This window comes from Oerskovia rustica (genome assembly GCF_014836555.1).
GTDB lineage: Bacteria > Actinomycetota > Actinomycetes > Actinomycetales > Cellulomonadaceae > Oerskovia > Oerskovia rustica.
In genome coordinates this window covers 22,014-45,892 of the sequence record NZ_JACSQQ010000007.1, presented here as the reverse complement: position 1 = coordinate 45,892, position 23,879 = coordinate 22,014, and the positions used below count along the sequence as shown (strand labels likewise).

Annotated in this window: 16 protein-coding genes; 5 read left to right on the top strand and 11 right to left on the bottom strand. The window is 73.1% G+C overall.

What is annotated here, in order from left to right:
* Positions 1-80: 80 nt before the first annotated feature.
* Entirely contained in the window at positions 81-947 is an 867-nt protein-coding gene (locus tag H9652_RS05610; protein ID WP_191795381.1) for a DUF3097 domain-containing protein, read from the top strand.
* 84 nt (positions 948-1,031) lie between these two features.
* Here the strand turns inward: H9652_RS05610 and H9652_RS05605 are convergent, their stop codons facing one another.
* From H9652_RS05605 to lepA, 5 genes are all read right to left on the bottom strand, one after another.
* Positions 1,032-1,583 carry a DUF4870 domain-containing protein gene (locus H9652_RS05605; RefSeq protein WP_191795380.1) on the bottom strand — a complete coding sequence of 184 codons (552 nt, stop codon included), beginning with the start codon at positions 1,581-1,583 and terminating at the stop codon, positions 1,032-1,034.
* A 225-nt stretch (positions 1,584-1,808) separates the two neighbouring features.
* Complete coding sequence (locus H9652_RS05600) at positions 1,809-2,858, bottom strand: DUF2189 domain-containing protein (RefSeq protein ID WP_191795379.1); 1,050 nt, start codon at positions 2,856-2,858, stop codon at positions 1,809-1,811.
* 160 nt (positions 2,859-3,018) lie between these two features.
* A complete protein-coding gene (locus H9652_RS05595; protein ID WP_191795378.1) occupies positions 3,019-4,911 on the bottom strand; it encodes an acyltransferase family protein in 1,893 nt (630 codons plus the stop codon).
* A 179-nt stretch (positions 4,912-5,090) separates the two neighbouring features.
* Complete coding sequence (gene hemW, locus H9652_RS05590) at positions 5,091-6,494, bottom strand: radical SAM family heme chaperone HemW (RefSeq protein WP_191795377.1); 1,404 nt, start codon at positions 6,492-6,494, stop codon at positions 5,091-5,093.
* Between the two features lie 76 nt (positions 6,495-6,570).
* Positions 6,571-8,493 (bottom strand): translation elongation factor 4, encoded by a 1,923-nt coding sequence (gene lepA / locus H9652_RS05585; protein ID WP_138824100.1) that lies wholly within the window; start codon positions 8,491-8,493, stop codon positions 6,571-6,573.
* Positions 8,494-8,743: 250 nt separating this feature from the next.
* Here lepA and H9652_RS05580 point away from each other — a divergent pair, with 250 nt between their 5' ends.
* Positions 8,744-9,433 (top strand): type II toxin-antitoxin system PemK/MazF family toxin, encoded by a 690-nt coding sequence (locus H9652_RS05580; protein WP_191795376.1) that lies wholly within the window; start codon positions 8,744-8,746, stop codon positions 9,431-9,433.
* A gap of 255 nt (positions 9,434-9,688) precedes the next feature.
* Positions 9,689-9,949: a 30S ribosomal protein S20 gene (gene rpsT / locus H9652_RS05575; protein WP_191788967.1), complete on the top strand. Its 261-nt coding sequence runs from the start codon at positions 9,689-9,691 to the stop codon at positions 9,947-9,949.
* A gap of 138 nt (positions 9,950-10,087) precedes the next feature.
* Here rpsT and H9652_RS05570 read toward each other — a convergent pair whose 3' ends face one another.
* From H9652_RS05570 to H9652_RS05550, 5 genes are all read right to left on the bottom strand, one after another.
* Positions 10,088-10,411 carry a hypothetical protein gene (locus H9652_RS05570; protein WP_191795375.1) on the bottom strand — a complete coding sequence of 108 codons (324 nt, stop codon included), beginning with the start codon at positions 10,409-10,411 and terminating at the stop codon, positions 10,088-10,090.
* Complete coding sequence (holA, locus tag H9652_RS05565; protein WP_191795374.1) at positions 10,408-11,424, bottom strand: DNA polymerase III subunit delta; 1,017 nt, start codon at positions 11,422-11,424, stop codon at positions 10,408-10,410. The genes H9652_RS05570 and holA overlap by 4 nt, the downstream gene beginning before the upstream one ends.
* A gap of 152 nt (positions 11,425-11,576) precedes the next feature.
* On the bottom strand, positions 11,577-14,132 hold the full coding sequence (locus tag H9652_RS05560; RefSeq protein WP_318243997.1) for a ComEC/Rec2 family competence protein: 2,556 nt from the start codon (positions 14,130-14,132) through the stop codon (positions 11,577-11,579).
* A 127-nt stretch (positions 14,133-14,259) separates the two neighbouring features.
* Positions 14,260-15,255 carry a ComEA family DNA-binding protein gene (locus tag H9652_RS05555; RefSeq protein ID WP_318243996.1) on the bottom strand — a complete coding sequence of 332 codons (996 nt, stop codon included), beginning with the start codon at positions 15,253-15,255 and terminating at the stop codon, positions 14,260-14,262.
* Between the two features lie 107 nt (positions 15,256-15,362).
* Positions 15,363-16,217, bottom strand: coding sequence for a DegV family protein (locus H9652_RS05550; RefSeq protein WP_191795372.1), 855 nt, complete (start codon positions 16,215-16,217; stop codon positions 15,363-15,365).
* Between the two features lie 83 nt (positions 16,218-16,300).
* Between H9652_RS05550 and H9652_RS05545 the strand changes: the two genes are divergently transcribed.
* Both H9652_RS05545 and H9652_RS05540 read left to right on the top strand, forming a co-directional pair.
* The gene (locus tag H9652_RS05545; RefSeq protein ID WP_191795371.1) at positions 16,301-18,241 is read left to right on the top strand and encodes a helicase HerA-like domain-containing protein; all 1,941 of its coding nucleotides are present in this window, start codon (positions 16,301-16,303) and stop codon (positions 18,239-18,241) included.
* A gap of 148 nt (positions 18,242-18,389) precedes the next feature.
* On the top strand, positions 18,390-20,687 hold the full coding sequence (locus H9652_RS05540; protein WP_191795370.1) for a fibronectin type III domain-containing protein: 2,298 nt from the start codon (positions 18,390-18,392) through the stop codon (positions 20,685-20,687).
* 74 nt (positions 20,688-20,761) lie between these two features.
* Here the strand turns inward: H9652_RS05540 and leuS are convergent, their stop codons facing one another.
* Positions 20,762-23,677 (bottom strand): leucine--tRNA ligase, encoded by a 2,916-nt coding sequence (gene leuS, locus H9652_RS05535; protein ID WP_191795460.1) that lies wholly within the window; start codon positions 23,675-23,677, stop codon positions 20,762-20,764.
* Between the last annotated feature and the right edge of the window lie 202 nt (positions 23,678-23,879).

Here is a 23,879-nt window from a genome sequence, read left to right as displayed (position 1 = left end):
CGGACCGGCCCGTGACGACCTCACGGGTCACCGCGCGCCCCTTCCGGGCGAGAGGGCGACGAGCGCCTAGGGTGACGTCGGTGAGCTTCGATCGCTACGGTTCCGACGTCCTGTCCAGCGCGACCCCCGCCCCGGTCCCCCACCGCCGGCGCCCGGTCTCCCGCCCGCAGCCCGCCGAGCGCGGGCTCGTCGTCGAGGACGTCGAGACCGGCTGGGTCGGCGCCGTGGTGCGGGTCGAGAAGTCCGGCGGCATGCACGTCGTCGTCCTCGAGGACCGCGCGCGTCGCAGGCGCACCTTCCCGCTCGGCCCGGGCTTCTGGGTCGACGGCGAGCCCGTCGAGCTGACCGCCCCGGTGACCTCGACGGCGCCCGCCGCCCCGACGCGCACCGCCTCGGGCTCGCGCGCGGTCGCGAACGTCCGGGCGCGCGTCGCACGCGGCAGCCGCATCTGGGTCGAGGGCAAGCACGACGCCGAGCTCGTCGAGAAGGTGTGGGGCGACGACCTGCGCATCGAGGGGGTCGTGGTCGAGCTGCTCGACGGCGTCGACAACCTCAGCGAAGCCCTCGAGGACTTCGGCCCGACGGCGGAGCGCAAGGTGGGCGTCCTGGTCGACCACCTGGTCCCCGGCAGCAAGGAGACGCGCCTGGTCGCGGAGGCCCTGCGAGGCGTGCGCCCCGGCACGGTCATGGTGCTGGGTCACCCCTACGTCGACGTGTGGCAGGCCGTGCGGCCCGAGCGCGTCGGCCTCGACGCGTGGCCCGTGATCGAGCGCGGCACCGAGTGGAAGCGCGGCATCCTGCGCGAGCTCGGGTGGCCGGCGAGCGAGCAGGCCGACGTGGCCCGCGGCTGGCAGCGGATCCTCGGGACCGTGCGTACCTATGCCGACCTCGAACCGTCACTGCTCGGCCGCGTCGAGGAGCTCATCGACTTCGTGACGGCCGACTGAGGGTCCGGCGCCCGCGGCGACGCGCCGAGAGGGGGCGGCCCAGGTCTGCCTGGGACGCCCCCTCTCGACGTGCGGCGACCTGCGCTACTTCACGATCTTCACGTCGATCGGGTAGCTGGTCGGACGGCCGTTGCTGACGGCCTGGAACGCGATGATGCCGAGCACGAGCGACGCCACCCAGACGCCGAGGACGACCAGACCGGACAGGAAGCCCGGGAGCACCCAGTTCGCGGCGAGCAGGACGAGGGCCACGGGGATCTGGAAGTTGAGCGCCTTCTTGGCCTCGGCGTCGACGACGTGGCTGCGCTCGCGGAAGACGAGCCAGATCACGAGCGGTGCGAGGAACCCGAGGATCCCACCCAGGAGGTGGGACAGGCTCGCCCAGGTCTTCGTGTCGGCGGGCGACAGCGGGGCGGCCGGGCCGCCCTGGTAGCCCGGCGGCGGGTACTGGCCCTGGGGCGGGTACGGACCCTGTTGACCCGCGGGAGGACCGTAGGGGGGCTGCTGACCGGGCCACCCCTGCTGGCCGGGCTGGCCCGGCTGCCCGTGCTGGGCTCCGGGCGTGCCGTGCTGGTCCGTCGGGGGCACGTACTGCCCGTAGTCAGGGACCTGGTCGGAAGGGTTCTGGCTGCTCATCGGGGCCTCTCTACGGACGGACCGGACCGTTCAGGACGGACCGGGCGCTTCACGCTAGCCGGTCCGGCACACCTGCGGCCACCGTGCCCGTCCCCCGAGCGGGCCGATTCACCTGGCCGGCACCCGGCGCACAGCCAGCACGGCACGTGCGCAGACGACGACGGGCCGTCCCGCACACCCGAGGTGGAGGTGCGGCACGCCCCGTCGTCGGGACCTGTGCGGAGGTCAGACGGGCTGCTCGTCCACCAGACGGCGGTAGGCGTACGCGACCGCGATGTAGGACAGCGGGATCGTGACCAGCAGGCCGACGAAGCAGACCAGGAAGCCCAGGATGTTGATCCCGAAGAGCGCCAGGAGCAGCAGGAAGACCGACCCGAAGTTCTTCGCGACGAGCGACCAGCTGGACTTGATCGCGGTGATCGCGTCCTGCTCCTTGTCGAGGGTGAAGTAGTAGACGAACGCCGAGAAGATCGCGACCGCGATGCCGGGCAGGATGCACAGGATCGTGCCGATGATCGTCATGACGGCCACGAGGAAGGCGGCCAGCAGGACGTTGCCCACGTTGGCGATCCGGAAGAACGCCGAGACGTCGGGCTTGCGCCCCTGCGTCTCGTCGAGAGCACCGCGGGAGTAGAACGCGGCGATGAGGTAGCTGATGATCACGCCGACGATCGTCAGCAGGACGCTGACGAAGCTCAGCCCCAGCGCCTCGGCCATGTTGGTGTCCGAGAACCCGTCGGTGCGGTAGTCCGTGAAGTTGTCGAAGCCGCCGGAGATCCAGCTGAAGATCGCGTTGATCACCAGGAAGATCAGGGCCGCGAGGATCCACGGTCCCGGGTTCGCCCAGAACTTCTTCCACCCGAAGCCGATCGCGTCACCCACCGAGAACGCCGCGGCCCCCGCGTACGCAGGCTGGCCGGGAGGCGGGTACGCGCCGGCCGGCGGCGGGTAGGCACCTGCCGGAGGCGGGTACGGAGGCTGCTGCCCACCGGCGGGAGCGCCGTAGGGCTGCGCGGGGGGCGGGGTCGGGGCGCCGTACGGCGGCGCGACCGGAGGCCCGGGCTGCGCGGGCGGCGTCGGCTGCACGGGCGGCGTCGGCTGGGCCGGGGGCTGCGTGGGCGGCGTCACCGGCGGCTGAGCCGGGGGCTGGCTCGGGGGGACGGGCTCGGAGGGCGGTTGCGCGGCGGCACCGGGGTCCGGTGTGCTCGCGGAGGGGTTCTGCGGGGTCGGCTCGTTCTCTTCCGGCGGCGGCCCGCCTGCGGTGTTGTCGCTCATCGTGATCCCTCGGGTCGGCGGGGTGCGGCAAGCCACACTGTGAACGGACTGTGACGATCGAACATTTCACAGATCACCCTCCACGATGGGGCGTTCGGGCCATTCCCGCCACAGGAAGCGTGGAACGCCTGAAACCTCCTCGGACGACACCGGTGAGACGTCAGGGTCCGCGGAGCGCGACCGCCTGCGCGAGACCACCCGAGACGACCCCCGCGTAGAGCGACGTCCCTTCGGAGGTCGGGTGCACGCCGTCGGGTCCGAGCAGCGCGGGCTGGGACGAGATCGCGCCGCTCCAGTCCGCGACCACGACGTTCCCGTGGCGCTGGGCCGCGCCGACCAGCTCGGCGTTCGTGACCGGCACCCACGACCGGTCGGCGTACCCCGTGACGAGCACGACCGTGTGGTCTGGACCGATCGCGGCGAGGACCTTGTCCATCATCGCGGCGTCGACCGTGCTGTTCGTCCCGAGCGAGAGCACGACGTAGGGCCGGAGGTTCCCGGCCGCGCGGACGGCCTCGACGAGGCCGACGGCGTCCTTCATCTGCCGGGCCACGGCACCGTCGATCAGCACGCCGGGAAGGGCCGCCGTCAGCGCGGGCGCGCTCGCCAACGTCACCGAGTCGCCGATGATCGTGACCTGGTCGCCGGGTGGAGACGTCGGGGCCACGGCCGGGGTCTCCGGCGCGGGCTCCGCGGGCACGGGCGCCGCGTCGGGAGCCGGTGCCGCAGGCGCCTCACCGGCAGGCTGCTGGGTCAGCGCGGCGACCTCCGCGCCCGCGCGGATCTGCGCCTCGACCGAGGAGATCGCCGGGGCGCGCACGAAGCCCGTGACCGCGAGCCCGACGACCACCACGACCCCGCCGACCGTGAGCCACCCGCGGACCGGCAACGGGTTGCGGCCCGACGCACCCCGGCGGAGCCACGCCACGACGGTCCGCACGTACCCCCCGAGGCCTCGCCCCATGACGGGACGCTCGACGTACCGGTACGACAGCGCTGCGGCACCGAACGTCACGACCGTCGCGGCGAGCGCGACCCACGGTCCGGGGCTCGCGTACAGCCCGCCGCCTCCGGCGAGCGCTGCGGCCAGGACGAAGACGGGCCAGTGCCACAGGTACAGGCCGTACGAGCGCGCGCCCACCCAGCCCACCGGCCCCCGGTCCAGCTGCTTGCCGAGGCCCGGTGCGTGCAGCACGAGGTTGACGACCCCGGCCGTCGCGAGCGACACGACGAACAGTCCACCCCGGTAGGTGATGCCGTCGTCCCACGGCATCCAGAGCATCGCGACGACCAGGACGGCCGCGCCCGCGATCCCCGCGCCCACGACGAACAGGGTTCCCCTGCGGGTCGTGGTCCGCGGCGCCTCGCGGACGAGCGTCGGACGCCCCGTGCGCAGGTGCCAGAACGAGAGGAAGGCACCGATCATGAGCCCGAACAGGTGGGTGTCGGTGCCGAAGTAGACCCGGGTCGGGTCCGTGCCGGGCGAGTACAGGACCGCCATCGCGACGGCGGACCCGACGGCGAGCACCCCCGCCAGGACCAGAGCCCGACGCCGGGTGATCCGCAGCGCGAGCACCGCGAGGACCACGAGCGGCCACACCAGGTAGAACTGCTCCTCGACGGCGAGCGACCACAGGTTCGCGAAGATCTGGGGCGCCAGTCCCCCGGAGTACGTGCTGCCCTGGGCGATGTAGACCCAGTTGCTCGTGAACGTGGCGGCCCCTGCCACCTGCGCCCCGATCCCCACCAGGAGATCGCCCCCGACCAGCCCCGCGGCGGCCGTGCACACGAGCACGACCAGGCCCAGCGCCGGCAGGAGCCTGCGGGCTCGTCGGACCCAGAACCGGGACAGGGACACGGCCCGCCGCGCCCGGAACTCGCGGACCAGGAGCGTCGTGATGAGGAACCCGGAGAGCACGAAGAAGATGTCGACGCCCACGTACCCGCCGGGGAGGACCTGCGGGGCGAAGTGGAAGACCATGACCGAGAGCACGGCCAGCGCACGCAACCCGTCGAGCCCGGCGATCCGCCGGTACCGGACGGTCGGTCGCACCGGTCGTGACGGACGGTACCGACCGGGAGCCGGTGGGCTCTGCGGCGGGGGCCCGACGAGGGACCTGTCCGGCGAGTCGAGGTCGAGGTCAGCAGGTCGCAGTCGCTGCCACACGTCGACGCGGTCGGTCGAGGTCCTGGCTGCTCCGGCCTGCGCCCGAGCCGACTGTCCTACCGTCGTCACCCGTCAGTCAGCTCCCGTACCACCGTGTCCGCCAGCAACCGTCCCCGCAGGGTCAGCACCCCGCGGCCTCGGATCGCCGCTCTTCCGTCGAGGAGGCCCGCCGCGACCATGCCGGCCACGTTGCGCCGACCCACCTCGGTAAGGACGCTCAGGTCCAGTCCTTCACGCAGTCGCACACCGAGCATGACGCGCTCGAGGTGAGCCTCCGAGACGGTCAGGAGCTCACGTCCGGCCGCCGGGCTGCCGCCCGCCTCGAGCATCGCCGCGTAGCGTCGCGGGTGCTTCACGTTCCACCATCGCACGCCCTCACGGCCGCCCGGCGCAGGCGCGGCCGCGTCGTCGGCCGTGTCGGAGACGCCGTCGGAGATGTCCGCGGAATCCTCCGGATCGTCTGTACGGTTCGCGGCCCCTCCGATGTACGAGTGCGCCCCGGGGCCGATCCCCCACCAGTCCTCGCCCCGCCAGTACGCCAGGTTGTGACGGCACACGAACGCCGGGTCCGCCACCGCCTCGCCCGGCACCGAGCCGTCGCCGGTCGGTGCCCGCCGGGCCCAGTTGCTGACCTCGTACCACTCCAGCCCGGCCGCGGTGAGCAGCTCGTCCGCGAGCTCGTACTTCTCGGCCTGGTCGTCCTCGCTCGGCAAGGAGATGTCCCCACGGCGCACCTGCGCGGCCATCTTCGTCCCCTGCTCCACGACGAGCGCGTACGCCGAGACGTGGTCGACGCCCGTCGCGAGCGCGGCCTCGAGGCTCGTCCGCCAGTCGTCCAGGCTCTCGCCAGGCGTCCCGTAGATCAGGTCGAGCGACACCGCGAGCCCCGCGTCGCGCGCCCAGCGCACCACGTCGGGGATGCGGCGCGGGTCGTGCGTGCGCTCGAGCGTCGCGAGCACGCGCGGCACGGCCGACTGCATGCCGAACGACACCCGCGTGAAGCCCGCCGCCGCGAGCTCGGCGAGCGACTCCGGGGTCACCGAGTCGGGGTTCGCCTCGGTCGTGACCTCGGCGCCCGGGGCAAGACCCCACGCGTCGCGCACGCCCGCGAGCATGCGCGCCAGGTCGCCGGCCGGCAGCAGCGTCGGGGTGCCGCCGCCCACGAACACGGTAGAGACCGGGCGCGACGCCAACCCGGCACGCTCCATGGCCCGCGCGGCGAGGTCGATCTCCCGCAGCGCCGTGTCCGCGTAGGACGCCTGGCTCGCGCCACCGCCCAGCTCGGACGCCGTGTACGTGTTGAAGTCGCAGTAGCCGCATCGCACGGTGCAGAACGGCACGTGCAGGTACACGCCGAAGTCACGACCCGCGTGGTCGTCCGGCACCACCCCAGCAGGACCAGCACCCACCCACGCAGGGAGAGCGCCGTCGTCGGGCACGGGGATGCCGTCCGGGAGAGCCGGGCTCATGCCCGCACCCCGGACGCCGCGGAGCGCGCGGCCCCCAGCACATCGAGGGCCACGCGCTCACGAGAAGAGCAGCACATCACTTCTTGGACTTGTCCTTCGCGTCCTTGCCGCCGCTGCTGCCCGCACCGTCGGAGGACAGCGCCGCGATGAAGGCGTCCTTGGGGACCTCGACCGTACCGATCGTCTTCATGCGCTTCTTGCCCTCCTTCTGCTTCTCGAGCAGCTTGCGCTTACGGCTGATGTCACCGCCGTAGCACTTGGCGAGCACGTCCTTGCGGATCGCACGGATGGTCTCGCGCGCGATCACGCGAGCACCCACGGCCGCCTGGATGGGGACCTCGAACTGCTGACGCGGGATGAGCTCCTTGAGCTTCTCCGTCATCATGACGCCGTACGAGTACGCCTTGTCCTTGTGCACGATCGCGCTGAACGCGTCGACCGTCTGGCCCTGGAGCAGGATGTCGACCTTCACCAGGTCCGCCGCCTGCTCGCCCGAGAGCTCGTAGTCGAGCGACGCGTAGCCGCGTGTCTTGGACTTGAGCTGGTCGAAGAAGTCGAACACGATCTCCGCGAGGGGCAGCGTGTACCGCAGCTCGACGCGGTCCTGCGAGAGGTGGTCCATGCCGCCCAGCACGCCACGCTTGCCCTGGCACAGCTCCATGACCGCACCGATGAACTCGGTGGGGCACAGGATCGTGGCCTTGACGATCGGCTCACGGATCTCGCCGATCTTGCCACCCGGGAACTCGCTCGGGTTGGTGACCGTGATGACCGAGCGGTCCTCGAGGGTCACCTCGTAGACGACGTTCGGGGCGGTCGAGATGAGCTCGAGGTCGAACTCGCGCTCGAGGCGCTCGCGCACGATCTCGAGGTGCAGCAGACCCAGGAAGCCCACACGGAACCCGAAGCCGAGCGCGACCGAGGTCTCGGGCTCGTAGTTCAGCGCCGCATCGTTGAGCTTGAGCTTGTCCAGGGCGTCGCGCAGGACCGGGTAGTCCGAACCGTCGATCGGGTACAGGCCCGAGAACACCATGGGCTTGGGGTCGCTGTAGCCGCCGAGCGCGTCCTCCGCAGGCTTGGCCGCGTTCGTGACGGTGTCACCGACCTTGGACTGGCGCACGTCCTTGACGCCCGTGATGAGGTAGCCGACCTCGCCCACGCCGAGCCCCTTGGTGGGGTGCGGCTCGGGCGCGCTCACGCCGATCTCGAGGAGCTCGTGCGTCGCGCGCGTCGACATCATGACGATCTTCTCGCGCGGGTTCAGGCTGCCGTCGACCACACGGACGTAGGTCACGACGCCGCGGTAGGTGTCGTAGACCGAGTCGAAGATCATGGCGCGCGCCGGGGCGTCGGCGTCCCCCTGAGGGGCCGGCACCTCCTGGACGATGCGGTCGAGCAGCTCGGTCACGCCCATGCCCGTCTTGCCCGAGACCTTCAGGACGGTCGACGGGTCGACGCCCACGAGGCCCGCGATCTCCTCGGCGTACTTCTCGGGCTGCGCGGCCGGCAGGTCGATCTTGTTGAGCACGGGGATGATCGCGAGGTCGTTCTCCATCGCGAGGTACAGGTTCGCGAGGGTCTGCGCCTCGATGCCCTGCGCCGCGTCCACGAGCAGCACGGCCCCCTCGCACGCGGCGAGCGAGCGCGACACCTCGTACGTGAAGTCGACGTGCCCGGGCGTGTCGATCATGTTCAGGGCGTAGGGCACCAGCGGGGCCGACTGGTCGTCCGGGTCGTCACCCTCGCGCACGGCCCACGGCATGCGCACGGCCTGCGACTTGATCGTGATGCCGCGCTCGCGCTCGATGTCCATGCGGTCGAGGTACTGCGCACGCATGGCGCGCGCGTCGACGACGCCGGTGAGCTGGAGCATGCGGTCGGCCAGCGTGGACTTGCCGTGGTCGATGTGCGCGATGATGCAGAAGTTGCGCAGCAGCTCGGGCGGCGTCGCCGCGGGCTGGATGCGGGTGCTCAGCTGGGCGCTGGGGATCGGGGACAACTGGGGTGCGCTCCTGTGGTGGGTCAAGACGGGGCGGCGGACGGCGCCCGCCCCTGCGGATCGGTGCTCGACGACGGAGCGTGAGCCGCCGGGACGCGCCCGGCAGGTCGCTGGTCGTCGCACGCAGGGTCGGACAGCAACCACCATTGTCCCACGACCCCGCACGCGCGCGGCTCACCCGCCCCGGGCGGCCGGACCCGCAGGGCCCGCACCCCGGACCGGCCGCGGCCGGTCCGGGTAGATTGCGGGCGTGGCTCAGAACAAGTGGATCTCCCTGCTCACGGACGCGGCGCGCGCGATCCTCGGCGCGCTCGGCGGCTCGTCCCGCCCGGCCGGCGGGGCGGACGGCCGAGAGTCCCCCCGCAAGTCCTCCGGCCCGACGGCGGCGGGCACCCCGCGCGGGGTGGCGCCGCGTCCGCGGACGGGAGCGACGGCGTCGGGCACCCGCTCGCCGAAGCCCGGACCGCAGGCCGGCACCCGCAGGCCTGGCAGCGCCGCGGCCACCGCGACCGCGCGCGGACCCCAGCCCACGGACACCTACCCCGGCGACTTCACGGGCCGCGTGCGGGCCGAGTACTCCCCCCAGCTCGACGGCGACCCGGACCCCGGCGAGATCGTGTGGACCTGGGTGCCCTACGAGGAGGACTTCTCCCAGGGCAAGGACCGGCCCGTGCTGCTCGTCGGGCGCGACGGCAACTGGCTGCTCGCGACCATGCTCTCGAGCAAGGACCACTCGCGCGACGCCGCCGACGAGGCACGCTGGGGGCGGCGCTGGCTCGACATCGGCTCGGGCCCGTGGGACTCCCGCGGCCGCGACAGCGAGGTGCGCCTCGACCGGGTGATCCGCGTCGACCCCGGCGCGGTGCGCCGCGAGGGCGCCGTCATGGACCGCCGCACGTTCGAGACGATCGTCCGCGAGATGGGCCGGATCCAGGGCTGAGCCCGTTCGCGCAGGCGGTCCTCGTGGTCACCTGTACGGGCGGGATGACGGGCGATGACGAGCCGTGCCGGGCCGGAGGTGAGCATTCTGGCCGATCTCACGGTCGGCTGGTAGTCTTGGTGGCTGCGTGTCCGCCCAGGTCGGCGGGCACAGTTCCAGCTCCTCTCCAAGGGTTCCCCACCCCCAGTCCCGGAGCTGGAATCGCCCTCTACGACCTATTCGATCGCTTCGGCGAACACACCAGAAAGTCCACACGTGGCAAACATCAAGTCTCAGATCAAGCGCATCAAGACGAACGAGAAGGCTCGTCTGCGCAACAAGGCCGTCAAGTCGGAGCTCAAGACGAACGTTCGCCGCGTTCGCGAGGCCGTCGCCGCCGGTGACAAGGAGGCCGCTGCCAGCGCCCTCGCCACCGCGTCGAAGAAGCTCGACAAGGCAGTCTCCAAGGGTGTCATCCACCAGAACCAGGCTGCGAACCGCAAGTCGGCTCTGTCGAAGGCCGTCAACGCTCTCTGAGCGTGACACTCCCTTCCACGCGTGACCTTGTGCGTCGCCCCTGATCCACCTCGGGCCGCACGGTGAACGTCGAGAGGCGCTGCTCCCTCCACGGGGCAGCGCCTCTCGTGCGTCCGGGGACGGGGCGGGTCGGTGCCGTCAGGCGCGGCCCGCGCCCAGCTCGGCGCGCAGGAGCACTCCGCTGCCGCCCGTGAAGCGGATCGTGTGGAACGACGCCGCCCGCGCCACCTCACGGAAGCCGGCGCCCTCGTGGAGCGCGAGCGAGGCGACGTTGGTCGCGTTCACGACGAGCACGACCCGTTCCGGGTCGGTCAGGGCGAGCACGAGCTGGTCCCGGTCCGTGCCACGACGGGCGCGACTCTCGATCCGGGCGACCGCTTCCAGGTCCTCCTGGGTCGCGCGCCGGACCCGCACGCCAGTGCCCGTGTCCTGGCCCGGCACCGCGCGTCCCTGGGCGCTCACCGTCCCGAGCCGTGCGCCCCGGCGATCGTCAGCACCGCACGCTCGACCGCGAACACCGGGTCACGGCCACCGCCCTTGACCTCGGCGTCGGCCTGTGCGACCGCCGTGATCGCGGCCGCGAGCCCCTCAGGGGTCCAGCTCGACAGGTCCTTCTTCGCACGGTCGATCTGCCAGGGGGCGAGGCCCAGGTCCTTGGCCGAGACTCCCCCGCGGCCGCGCATCGCGGCGACCTTGGCGAGCGTGCGGAGCTTGATCGCGAGCACCGCGACGAGCGGCACCGGGTCCACCCCGGTCGCGAGCGCGTGCCGCAGCAACGACACGGCCTCGCCGGCCTTGCCCGCGACGGCGGCGTCGGCGACCCGGAACCCCGTGGCCTCGACCCTGCCGCCGTAGTACCGGTCGACCGTCGCGGCGCTGATGGTGCCCGTCGTGTCGGCGACGAGCTGGGCGCAGGCGCTCGCGAGCTCGCGCAGGTCGTTGCCGAGCGCCTCGACGAGCGCCTTGACCGCGCCGGCGTCCGCCCGACGCCCCGCGGCCTTGAACTCCGCGGCGACGAACGAGAGCTTGTCGGCGTCCTTCTTGATGGCCTCGCACGCCACGACGGGGGCTCCGCACGCCCGGATCGCGTCGAGCATCTTCTTTCCCCGCACCCCGCCGCCGTGCACGACCACGACGGTCGTGTCCGGGTCCGGCGAGGCCACGTAGTCCACGACGTCCGGGATGAGCGCATCCGCCGCGGCCTCCGCGCCCCGCACGACCACGAACTTGGGCTCGCCGAAGAGCGACGGGCTCGCCGCGACCGTCAGCATGCCGGACTCGTAGGTCGCCGCCTCGATCTCCGACTTCTCCGCCTCCGGGTCGCGGGCGCGGGCGAGCTCGAGCAACGAGTCGACGGCGCGCTCCGCGAGGAGCCCCTCGGGCCCCTGCACCAGCACCACGGGCGCGAGCTCGACCGCGTTCCAGGCGAGCGTCGCGGACGGGCGGGCGGAGGTGCGGGAAGGAGCGGCAGCCATGGGCACAACGATCCCACGGCCCACCCACCCCGGGCACATCCCGGTGCCGAGCATGCGGTTGGCGTCGCGATCGGCCGGAGGCCGGACGACAACCGCATGGTCGAGCAGCGGCAACCGCATGGTCCGCAACCCGAGCGGCTCAGCCCGTCCCGTCAGCCGTCCTCGCAGCCCGCGACGGCGAGCGCCCGGTCGCGCACGACGAGCGCGAACGTCCCGCACCGGTCGGTGCGCAGGACTGCTGCGCCGACGCTCTCGTAGAGGTCGAGCGCGGTGTCCGTCGGGTGGCCGTAGGTGTTCTCGCCCGAGCTCACGATCGCGACCGTGGGGCTCAGGGTCGCCGCGAGCCCGATCGACTGGACGCGGGACCCGTGGTGCGCGACCTTGACGACGTCGACCTCGGCACCGCCGGCGCGGGACCGCAGGGTTCGGTCGAGGGCCTCCTGCCCACCGTCCTCGAGGTCGCCGAGCGCGACGAGCGTGAGCTGAGGAGTCGTGACGAGCAGGGCGATGCTCGCGTCGTTCGCTCCCCCGTCGGCCTCGGCCAGGGCGGGGCGCCCTCGCTGGGTGGACGGTGCAACCTTGCCCTGCCCGGCCTGCAGCACCTCCCACGACACGTCGCCGAGCACGCCGCCGGTCCCGGCCCCGGCGACCTCGACGGGTACCCCTCGGTCGCTCAGGTCGTCGAGGACCCACCTGGCCTGGTCGGCGGGGTCACCGAGGCCGGTCACGAGCGCCCGGGCGACCTGGCGCCCGTCGAGCACGGCGTCGAGCCCGCCGACGTGGTCGGCGTGGAAGTGCGTGAGCACGAGCAGGTCGAGGCGCTCTATCCCGAGCTCGTCGAGGCAGGTCCCCGCGGCGTCCCCTGCGGGCCCGACGTCGACCATGAGGCCGCGCCCGACACCGGTGCGGACGACCAGCCCGTCGCCCTGGCCGACGTCGCACGCCACGACCGCCCAGTCGGCCGGCACGTCACGACCTGCGCGGGCGATCCACCGCGGCCACGCGTACACCAAGCATCCGGCGGCCAGGGCGGCGAGCACCGCCCAGGCCACCAGGAGGCGCAGGGTCGCGCGGCGCCGTCGGGCAACGAAGGCCTCCCGCACGTTCGCTCGCACGGCCGTGCGCCACGTGTGCGGCCACCCGCTCCCGCGGCTCCACGGAACCCGTACCCCGACCAGGCCGGCGACCCACCGCCAGCGCCACACCAGGACCAGCCCGCCGACGGTCAGCACCGCGAGCGCCGCCGCGCCACCGGCCCCGCCCGGCCACGGCAGCCGCGCCCCGGGGAGGTCGGCGAAGAACCGCGCCACCGCGGCGATCCACCACGACGCCAACCCCGCGGGCCACGCCAGCACGACCCCGGCCCCCGGGAACCACGGCGCCACGAGGGTCGCGAGCACCCCGAGCACGGTCGCCGGGACGAGCGCCGGGGCGGCGACCAGGTTGGCCGGTACCGCGTAGGTCGCGACCGACGGGTCCAGCAGGACGAGGACCGGCGCGCACGCGAGCTGCGCCGTCAGCGGGACGGCGAGCGCGAACGCGGGCACCTTGCCGATCCACGGCGTGAGGCGCCGCGCGACGGGCTGGGTCCCGAGGACCAGGGCGGCCGTCGCGACGCTCGACAGCACGAACCCGTACGACCGCGCGAGCCACGGGTCCAGCACGAGCAGCACCACGACGACGGCCGCGAGCGCCGGGAGAGCCCTTGACGGCCGACCCAGCCCGATCCCCACGAGCCCGACCGCGCCCATCGTCGCCGCGCGCAGCACGCTCGGGTCGGGGTGGACCAAGAGCACGAACCCCGCCATGACCACGCCCGTCACGACCACGCGCACCTGACGCGGCGCGCAGGCCGTGGCGCACAGCGCCGTCACGGTCGCGACGACGATCGCGAAATGGCCGCCCGAGACCGCGGTCACGTGGGTCAGCCCCGTGGCCTTGAGTGCTTCGTCGAGCTCGTCGTCGATGCGCGAGGTGTCGCCGACCGCGACGCCGGGAAGCAGCGCCCGCGCATCGGCAGGCAGCCCGTCGGAGGCCGTGAGGAGGTCGGCCCGCAAGGTGTTGACGACGCCCAGCACGGGGACGGGTGCGCCCGTGACCGTGGGGGGCCCGGCCGCGACGAGCGTCGCCACGGTCTTGTCCCCGGGGTCGGCAGGCAGCAGCCTGCCTGAAGCCCGGACCTCGCTCCCGTAGGCCAGGTCACCCCAGGCGAGGCCTGCGAGGACGTCGATCCGTCCTCCAGCGGGGGCCGCGGCGCCGCGACCTTCGAGCGCGTCCAGGGCCAGCGTGGTGCGGACCGAGTCCGCCGCCCCTGACCACGGGTTCGTGACCGTCACCGGTTCGCCGACGATTCGCCCCACGACCTCGACCGTCGCGCCCTGGGCGGCGAGGTCGGCGGCACCTCCTCGGTCCCGTGCGACGAGGTGCACCGTCCCGGCGACCAGCACGGCCAGCACGCAGGCCACGATCAGGGCGCACTGGGCGAGCCACCGGCGTCCCGGGGTTCGGGGTTCCGGGGTTCGGGGCTTCGGGGGACCGAGCGCCGGGACGCGGGTGGCAGGGCCTCGGCGCGGGCGACGGTCGACGAGCAGCAGCGCCCCGAGAAGAGCCATCAGTGCCGTGCCGACGACGGTCCCCGCCAGGGCGGCCCCGGGCTCGGTCGCCGTGAGCCACCACGCGCTCCCCCAGGCTGCCAGAGCCGCGGGCACGAGCCGGAGGTCCGTCGCGGTCGCCCGTGGGGGACGCGCCGGGTCGCCCGGTGACGGTGGGTCGGACGGACCGGAGGACCGCCCGGCCGACGGGACAGCCGGGAAGTCCGCGTCGTCGCGCACCGTCTCAGACCTTCACCTGGTCGCGCAGCCTGGCGAGCAGCGCGTCCCCGATCCCGCTCACCTCCCCCAGCTCCTCGACGGTCGTGAACGGGCCGTTCGCCTCGCGCCACTCGACGATGCGGGCCGCGAGCACAGGACCGATCCCGGACAGTCCGTCGAGCGCGGCCTCGTCGGCCGCGTTGAGGTCGACCGGGCCGTTCGACGTCCCGCCCCCGGTCGCCGGTTCCGGGGCGGCGATCACGGCCTCGCCCGGCCTCGGCACGACGATCTGTTCGCCGTCCACGACCTCGCGGGCCAGGTTGACCCCTGCGAGGTCGGCGTCCGGCGTGGCGTCCCCGGCTGCGGTGAGCGCGTCCGCGACACGGGAGCCCTCGGGCACGCTCACGAGCCCGGGCGCGGCCACGGCCCCGACCACGTGCACGACGACGTCGCTCACCGTCGGCGCAGGGTCCGCGGCTCCGGGAGCGTCCACGGGAGCGGTGCCGGGGCCGGCTCCGGCGGGGTCCTTGTCCGCAGGCGCTGCAGGGCCGTCGCCGTCACCCCGGGAGTCGCCGGCCCCTGCACCGGGGATCGCGGCACCGAGGGCCGCCACCGGACGCAGGTCGTCACCGTCGGCGAGGGTCCACACCCCGGTGCCCGTCGCGAGCAGCAGCACCGTGACCGCGGCGACCACCGCGGTCCTGGCCCCGACGGACCAGCGGCGCGGGCCGCCGTCGGGCACGTGCTCGAACCCCGAGTGCGTCGTCGGGTGACCGTTCGCCGCCGTGTACGCCTCGGCGACCGCGTGCAGCGGACCGTGCCGTGGCACCGGCTCGTCCGACAGGCCTTCCTCCCCCGCGACGGGCGACCCTGGACGTGAGGTCGAGGGCTGCGGGGCGTCGTCGCTCGACCCCGGGTCGAGGGTCGGGTCGACGCTTCGCAACCGCCGCAGACGATCCCCTCCGCCGGGGCGGGGCAGGTCGTCGTCGGCGGTCGGCGGGCGCGTCCGGGAGAAGGTCACGCGGGCACGCTATGCGCCTGTCCACGCCACCCGCGGAGCAGCGGGCCGACGCTGTGGACACGACGCACCGCGGGTCGACCTGTGCACGGCCGGCCATGAGGAACGACCTACGGTGCGCGGTCCGCCACGACGATCGCCAGCACACCCGGTCCCGCATGGGCCCCGACGACCGCGCTCACGGGCGTGACCGCCGCCCGCACGCCGGTCTCGTCCCACAGCCGGTCGGCCACGTCCCTCGCAGCGCCGTCGTCGCCCAGGTAGTGCACCGCGAGCTCGGGATCGGACCGACGCTCGACCGAGTCGACCGCCACCTGGATCAGCCGGTCGACCGCCGCACCGCGGGTCCGGACCTTCTGGATCACCTCGATTCGCCCGTCGCGCACCGCGAGCAGCGGCCGCACGCCGAGCACTGAGCCGAGCGTCGCGGCCGCCACGCCCAGGCGGCCCCCGCGGCGCAGGTGGTCGAGCGACTCGACCATGAAGATCGCGCGGCTCGAGTCCGCGACCGCGATCGCGCGGCGGGCCACCTCGTCGACAGTCCCGCCGGACACCGCGACGCCGGCCGCCGCGAGCGCGGCGAACCCGAGGCCCATCGCGACGGTCCGCGAGTCCACGACCCGCACCGGCACCGGGGAGCGCGTCGCCGCGAGCGCGGCCGCGTGCACCGTGCCCGACAGGTCGCCCGACAGGTGGATCGAGACGATCGACCGCGCACCGGCCCGCGCCGCCGCCTCGTAGGCCGTGACCAGGGCGTGCGGTGTCGGCTGCGACGTCGTCACCCGCTCGCCCGCACCGATCCGGTGCGCGACGTCGTCGGGCGACACGTCGATCCCCTCGAGGAACACCTCGTCCCCGGCGAGCACGTGCAGGGGCACCACGGACAGCGCCGGGAGGTCACCGGAGGGGAGGGAGGCGGTCGAGTCCGTGACGACGTGGACGGCCGGAGGCTTCGCAGGACTCATCTTCGGGACACCTTACGTGGCGTGCGCAGGACGTCGCATCCTGCGCCGCGCGCTCACCGGGACACCGCCCTAGTATCCGAGACATGCCCGACGACGCAGCCCCCTCCCCCGCAGAGCTCGCCGCCCTGAAGGCAGCCGCCGCGCAGGCGGCCGCCGAGGCGGCCGAGGCCAGGGCCGCCGCGGCGCAGGCCGCGCTCGAGGCCGCCGAGGCCGCGACGGCCGGGGACTCCGTCGCAGGTTCGCCCGCCGGGCCCGGCGCAGAGGTGCGCGGCGCACCCGCCGACGCGGCGCCGTCGGGCACGCCAGACCCTGCCACCGCTGCTCCGGCAGCCGCACCTCCCGCGCAGGTTCCTCCGTCGGGCCCTCTGGACGGCTACCCCGCCGAGGTCGCCGCAGGCTACGCCTACCGCGGCGGCACGCTCGCGCTCGGTGCGCTGCTCGAGGCGCCGGGCACGGCAGGCGGCGACCCCGTGCCGAGCGCCGACGTCCAGGTCGGGTTCTCGCTCGCCATGCTCAACCGGCACGGGCTGGTCGCCGGGGCCACCGGGACGGGCAAGACCAAGACGCTGCAGGGCATGGCCGAGGGACTCTCGGACGCGGGCGTGCCGACGTTCGTCGCGGACATCAAGGGCGACCTGTCGGGGCTCGCAGTACCTGGCGCGAGCGGGGAGAAGATCCTCGAGCGCACCGCGAGCATCGGGCAGGACTGGGAGCCGACCACGTACCCGGTCGAGTTCTACTCGCTCGGCGGGCTCGGCAAGGGCGTCCCGATCCGCACGACCGTGAGCGACTTCGGGCCGCTGCTGCTCTCCAAGGTGCTGGGGCTCAACGACACGCAGGAGTCGAGCCTGGGGCTCATCTTCCACTGGGCCGACACGCAGGGACTCGCGCTGCTCGACCTCAAGGACCTGCAGTCGACCATCGCGTACCTCACCTCGGACGAGGGCAAGGCCGAGCTCAAGGGCATCGGCGGGCTGTCCGCCGCCACGGCAGGTGTCGTCCTGCGCGAGATCGTGACGCTCCAGGCGCAAGGAGCGGACGTGTTCTTCGGCGAGCCCGCGTTCGACACGACCGAGCTGCTGCGCGTCGCGGCCGACGGGCGCGGCACGATCTCGGCGCTCGAGCTGCCCGCCGTCCAGGACCGTCCCGCGCTCTTCTCGACGTTCCTCATGTGGCTGCTCGCCGACCTGTACCAGGACCTGCCCGAGGTCGGCGACCTCGACAAGCCCCGGCTCGTGTTCTTCTTCGACGAGGCGCACCTGCTGTTCACGGGCGCGACGAAGGAGTTCGTGGCGCAGGTCGTGCAGACCGTGCGGCTCATCCGGTCCAAGGGCGTGGGCGTGTTCTTCGTGACGCAGAGCCCCAAGGACGTGCCCGCCGACGTCCTGGCCCAGCTCGGCAACCGGGTCCAGCACGCGCTGCGCGCCTTCACGCCCGACGACGCCGCCGCCCTCCGCGCGGCCGTGCGGACGTTCCCGCGGTCGCCCTACGACCTGGAGCAGCTGCTGCAGTCGCTCGGGACGGGCGAGGCCGTCGTCACGGTGCTGACCGAGAAGGGCGCCCCGACACCGGTCGCGTGGACGCGGGTCCGCGCGCCGCAGTCGTCGATGGAACCCGCACCCGAGGCCGTGATCGACGGGATCGTCGCGGGCTCGCCGCTCGCCGCGCGATACGGCGTGGCGGTCGACAACGAGTCGGCGTACGAGCTGCTCACCGCGCGCATCGCCGCGCAGCACGCCGCGGCCGAGCAGGCGGAGCTCGCCGAGAAGCAGGCCAAGGAGCAGGAGGCGGCACAGAAGGAGGCCGACAAGGCTGCCAAGAAGCAGGCCGACGAGCTCGAGAGGATGCGCGCCACGCTCGAACGGGACGCGGCCCGCTCGGGAGGTGGCTCAGGAGGCGGCTCGCGGACCGGCACGGCACGGCGGTCGACCACGTCCTCTAGCCTCGACAAGCTCCTGGGGTCGATGGCGACGCAGCTCGGTCGCGAGATCACGCGCACGGTGTTCGGGACGCGGCGCCGCTGACCCGCCCGGCACCGGGCGGTGTGCCCTCGACGAGGTACTACACTCTGGCGCGTCGCGCGAGGACGCTCGACGTGGATTCCATCTGGGGAGCACCTTGTCGTCACACCTTTCGCCCTCGGCCCGCCGGGTACGGCAACGGCTCGTCACCGTGTCGCTCGCCCTGGCGCTCATCTCACCGGCCGGTGCGCCCGCCGTGGCCGCACCCCCCGTCCCGGACCCGGTGACCGTCGGCGCCGCACCGAGCGACGAGAGCGCACCGGGCCTCCCCGGCCCGGTGCGACGCGTCGCCCTGACGGACACCTCGGTCGTCGTCGAGGTGCAGAGCCCGACCGGTCCGAAGATCCTGACAGCCCCGCGGGTCCCGGCAGGGACCCCGCCGACCTGGTCGGAGGCGTGGGGATCCCAGTCCTTGACCGGGTCGCTCGTCGCCGCCGAGGGAGACGTCGTCCACACCCACGACCCCGCACGAGGGGTGGACGTCCTCACCTGGCGTGCGGACGGCGGCGGGAAGCGCGACGTCCCTGCGGGTTCCCGGCTCGGCGGCTCCGGCTCGTTCGTGTCGGTTCCCGCGGCCCCCTCCGGGGTGCAGGTCCAGAAGTCGGTCAGCGGCGCCGCCGTCTCGCTGGTGCTGACGGGGAGGCCGGCGACCACCCTCGTCGTCGACGGCACGCGAGCAGCCAGGCTGCTGGGGGGATACAAGGTCGTGTCGGACGTCGACCCGTGGACGGACACCCTCGGGCGCGGTATCACGTGCGACCAACCGGAAGCAGCGGTCACCGACGACCTCGGCGGGCGGTGGTTGGTCGTGACGTGCCCGGAGGGTGTCTACGCACTCGACCAGGCCGATGCGTACCGCCCCGTGCGGCTCGCTGCCGGGCCCGCTCCGCTCACCGACCCGTCGGCCGCAGCCGGGCTCGTCCTCGGCCTCGAACGACACCCTGGCGCCGAGACGAGCGATCTCGTCGCGATCTCGATCCTCGACGGCTCCCGTCGGGTCCTCGGGACGAGCAGCCTCCCCGGGATCGACCTCGACGACTCCCGACGCGCTGCGGCCTACGTCGACGGTTCGGGCACCGTACGCGTCGTCGACTTCACGCAGTGGACCGCGGAAGGAGCAACCCGGACGGACGTCACCGCTCCCACGACGACCGTGAGCACCGACGCGGTCTCCGCGACCCTGGAGGTGACGGTCCATCTCACCAGCGTCGACCCTGACACCGACCCCGTGTTCCTGGCGAGCGGGATCGCCCGGTACGAGGTGCGATACCGCTCACGACCGGCCGGCTCCACCACTTTCGGCACCTACCTGGCCGAGAACAGCGGGAACACCGGGACGAGCCGGACCGTGACGGCTCTCGCAGGTTCGCGCACATGCTTCTCGGCGCGCGCCGTCGACCGTGCGGGCAACGTCGGCGCGTGGTCGGCCGAGCAGTGCGCCGACGTGGACGGCACGGCACCGGTGGTCAAGGCGTCCGCGCCGGCGACGGTCCGTGCCGTCGAGGGCACGGGGAGGCCGGCCCTCACCTGGAGCGCCACCGACGCGGGGGGCATCGGATCGTCCGACGTGCGCTACCGGGTCACCCCACGTGGCGGGGTGCCCGGCCCGTACCAGTACCCCCGGGACGGTCAGCGGACCACGGCGACCACCTTCGCGGTCTCCGCCGCGTCCGGGGACACGGTGTGCTTCGCCGTGCGGGTGCGCGACCTGGCGGGGAACCTGAGCGCGTACTCCTCCTCGCGCTGCTCGCTCGTCGACGGCACGCTCCCCACGATCACGTCCGCGACCGTGCCCCGGTACTTCTCGGTCTCCGCCGCACAGAACGCGTCCGCCGCGGTCGACGCCACGGTTCCGGTGGCCTTCTCCTTCGCCGGCACCGACGACGTGGGCGTCGCGTCGTACGAGGTTCAGCTGCGCCGCACCCTCGGCCGGGACGGCGCCCTGTCCAGTTGGACCAGCCCTGGTCCGTCCTGGAAGACCACGACGGCGACGCGGCTGCAGGTGGACCTGCTGCTCGGCGACCAGGCGTGCTTCCGCGTCCGAGCGCGTGACAAGGCCGGGAACGTCGGCGCGTGGTCGACCATGGTGTGCACCAACGTCGCGTCGAGCGTGCAGTTCCTCCACGCCGACATCAGGTCCGGTGCGACCGGGACGTCGGGGCCGCAGATCGTCGCGTCGATCTACCAGGGCGGCATGCCGGCACGGTCGTACGAGGTGCAGACCGGGCGCATCGTCCGCCTCCGGGTGAAGACCGGGCCGACGGTGGGTGTCATGGCCGTCCATCTGGGCAGCACGCGCCTGGGGACGATCGACGGGCGTTCGGCGACGAGCGGTTGGACCTACGTGTCTCTCCGGACCCCTGGGAGTGTCGCACTGACGGGACCTCTCCGGCTGGAGCCGGTCGGTGGAGGTGTCTCGCAGATCAGCGAGTGGACGGTCGTCCGCTGACGACCTGGCCCGGTCACGCCTGAGGGCGGAGCTCTCGCTGGAGCTCCGCCCTCAGTGGCGGTACGCGGACGACGTCAGGCAGGGACCACGTTCACCAGCTTCGGCGCGCGGACGATCACCGTGCGGATCCCCCGCCCGTCGAGCGTGCGCTGGACGTTCGCGTCGGCCAGGGCCAGCTCACGCAGCTCGTCGTCACCGATCGACGGCGGGACCTCGAGCCGGCTGCGCACCTTGCCCTGAACCTGCACGACGCACGTCACGGTGTCCTCGACCAGGTACTCGTCGAGCGCGACCGGGAAGGGCTCGTGAGCCAGCGACCGCGGGTGGCCGAGCCGCGACCACAGCTCCTCCGCGATGTGCGGGGCGATGGGCGCCACCATGAGGATCAGCGGCTCGATCGCCTCGCGCGGCACGCGGTCCAGCCCCGTGAGGTGGTTGTTGAGCGCGATGAGCTTGGCGATCGCCGTGTTGGAGCGCATGTGCTCCATCTCGACGCGCACGTCGGCGACGGTCCGGTGGACAAGGCGCAGGGTCGCGACCTCCGCGGGCTCCTCCGAGACCGTCGTCTCGCCCGAGTCCTCGGACACGACGTTGCGCCACAGCCGCTGCAGGAAGCGCTGCGAGCCGACGACGGCGCGCGTGTCCCAGGGGCGCGACAGGTCGAGCGGTCCCATGGACATCTCGTACACGCGGAACGTGTCGGCGCCGTAGGCCTCGTACATGTCGTCGGGCGTCACGACGTTCTTGAGCGACTTGCCCATCTTCCCGTACTCACGGTTGACGGGCTCGCCCTTCCACAGGTACCGGACCTCGTCGCCGCTGCTCTCCTCGACGACCTCTTCCGCGGGCACGTACGCTCCACGCGAGTCGGTGTAGGCGTAGGCCTGCACGTAGCCCTGGTTGAAGAGCTTGTGGAACGGCTCGGTGCTGGTCACGTGCCCCAGGTCCAGGAGTACCTTGTGCCAGAAGCGCGCGTAGAGCAGGTGCAGCACGGCGTGCTCGACGCCGCCCACGTACAGGTCGACGCCGCCCGCGGGCCCGGCCGTGGCGTTGTGCCCGGGGCCGGTCCAGTACTTCTCGAGCTCCGGGGAGGCCATGTGCTCGGTGTCCGCCGGGTCGAGGTAGCGCAGGTAGTACCAGCACGACCCGGCCCAGTTGGGCATGGTGTTGGTGTCGCGGCGGTAGGTCTTGGGGCCGTCCCCCAGGTCGAGCGTGACGTTGACCCAGTCCTCGTTGCGGCCCAGCGGCGGCTCGGGCGAGGAGTCGGCGTCGTCGGGCTCGTAGGTGCGCGGCGAGTAGTCCGGGACCTCGGGCAGGTTGACGGGCAGCAGCGAGTCGGGCAGCGCGATGGGCTGGTCGTTCTCGTCGTAGACGATGGGGAACGGCTCGCCCCAGTAGCGCTGGCGGCTGAAGAGCCAGTCGCGCAGGCGGTAGGTGATGGTGCCGGTGCCGATGCTCTTGGCCTCGAGCCACTCGATCATGGCGCGCTTGGCGTCGGGCACGCTCAGACCGTCGAGCGAGATCTCGTCGTTGGACGAGTTGACGATCTCGCCGTCGCCGGTCCAGGCGCCCTCGTGGTCCTCGGGGGCCGCGACCGTGCGGATCACGGGCAGCTCGAAGGCCTCGGCGAACGCGTGGTCGCGCTCGTCGCCGCCGGGGACGGCCATGATGGCGCCCGTGCCGTAGCCCATGAGGACGTAGTCCGCGGTGAACACGGGGATGAGCGTGCCGTTGACGGGGTTCACGGCCAGGTGGCCCGTGAACACGCCCGTCTTCTTGCCCGCGTCGGCCTGGCGCTCGACCGCAGTCTTGGCCGCGGCCTCCTTGCGGTAGGCGGCGACGGCGTCGATCGGGGTCGTGTGACCGCCGGTCCAGACGGCGCGCGTGCCGTCGGGCCACTCGGCCGGGACCTCGTCGAGCAGGGGGTGCTCGGGCGAGACGACCATGAAGGTCGCGCCGAACAGGGTGTCGGGGCGCGTGGTGAAGACCTCGACGTCACCGACGGAGCTGCTCCCGCCGATCGCACCGTCGATCGCGAAGCGCACGTTCGCGCCCTCGCTGCGACCGATCCAGTTGCGCTGCATCGACTTGACCTTCTCGGGCCAGTCGATGAGGTCCAGGTCGTCGGCCAGGCGGTCGGCGTACGCGGTGATGCGCATGTTCCACTGGCGCAGGCTGCGCTGGAAGACGGGGAAGTTGCCGCGCTCGGAGCGACCGTCGGACGTGACCTCCTCGTTGGCGAGCACGGTGCCCAGGCCCGGCGCCCAGTTCACGGGCGACTCGGACACGTAGGCCAGGCGCTGCGGGGCGATCACGGCGCGCTGCGCTGCGCGGTCGAGGTCCGCCCAGCGGGTGCCCTCGGGGTGGCCGGGGACGGCCCGCGTGCCGGTGGCGTACTCGGCCGCGAGCTCGGTGATGGGGCGCGCGCGGCCCGTTCCGCCGTCGGGACGCACGGCGTCCTCGTCGTACCAGGCCTCGAAGATCTGCAGGAAGATCCACTGGGTCCAGCGGACGTACTCCGGGTCGATCGTCGCGAACGACCGGCGCGAGTCGTGCCCCAGTCCCAGGCGGCGCAGCTGGCGCTTCATGTTGGCCATGTTGGCCTCGGTCGTGACGCGCGGGTGCTGGCCGGTCTGCACCGCGAACTGCTCGGCGGGCAGGCCGAACGCGTCGTAGCCGAGGGCGTGCAGGACGTTGTCGCCGCACATGCGCCGGAAGCGCCCGACGACGTCGGTCGCGATGTACCCGAGCGGGTGCCCCACGTGCAGCCCCGCGCCCGAGGGGTACGGGAACATGTCCATGATGAAGTAGGGCGAGCGCCCGTCGGCGTGCTTGCCGTCGCCGTCGGTAAGGTGCCCCGAGGGGTTGGCCGCCCAGAACGTGCCGCGCTCCTCCCACGCGTCCTGCCACCGGAGCTCGATGTCCTGCGCGAGGGCGGGCGTGTAGCGGTGGGAGGTCGTCTCGAGCGAGGACGCGGGGGCGTCGTGCACGGACTCGGCGGGGTTCTCGGGGGCGGGGTTCTCAGGCGTGCTCACCCCGCGAGTTTACCGTTCGGCGCGGCGTCGTCCGGCAGGCGGGCACGGGCTGGACGCCCACGTCCCACCCGGCCCGACGGCGCCGCTCACCTGCGGCGCCGGGGGCTCCGTCCGCCCCGGGGGCGCCCCCGGGGCGGGTGGGCACCGGTGGTTGCCG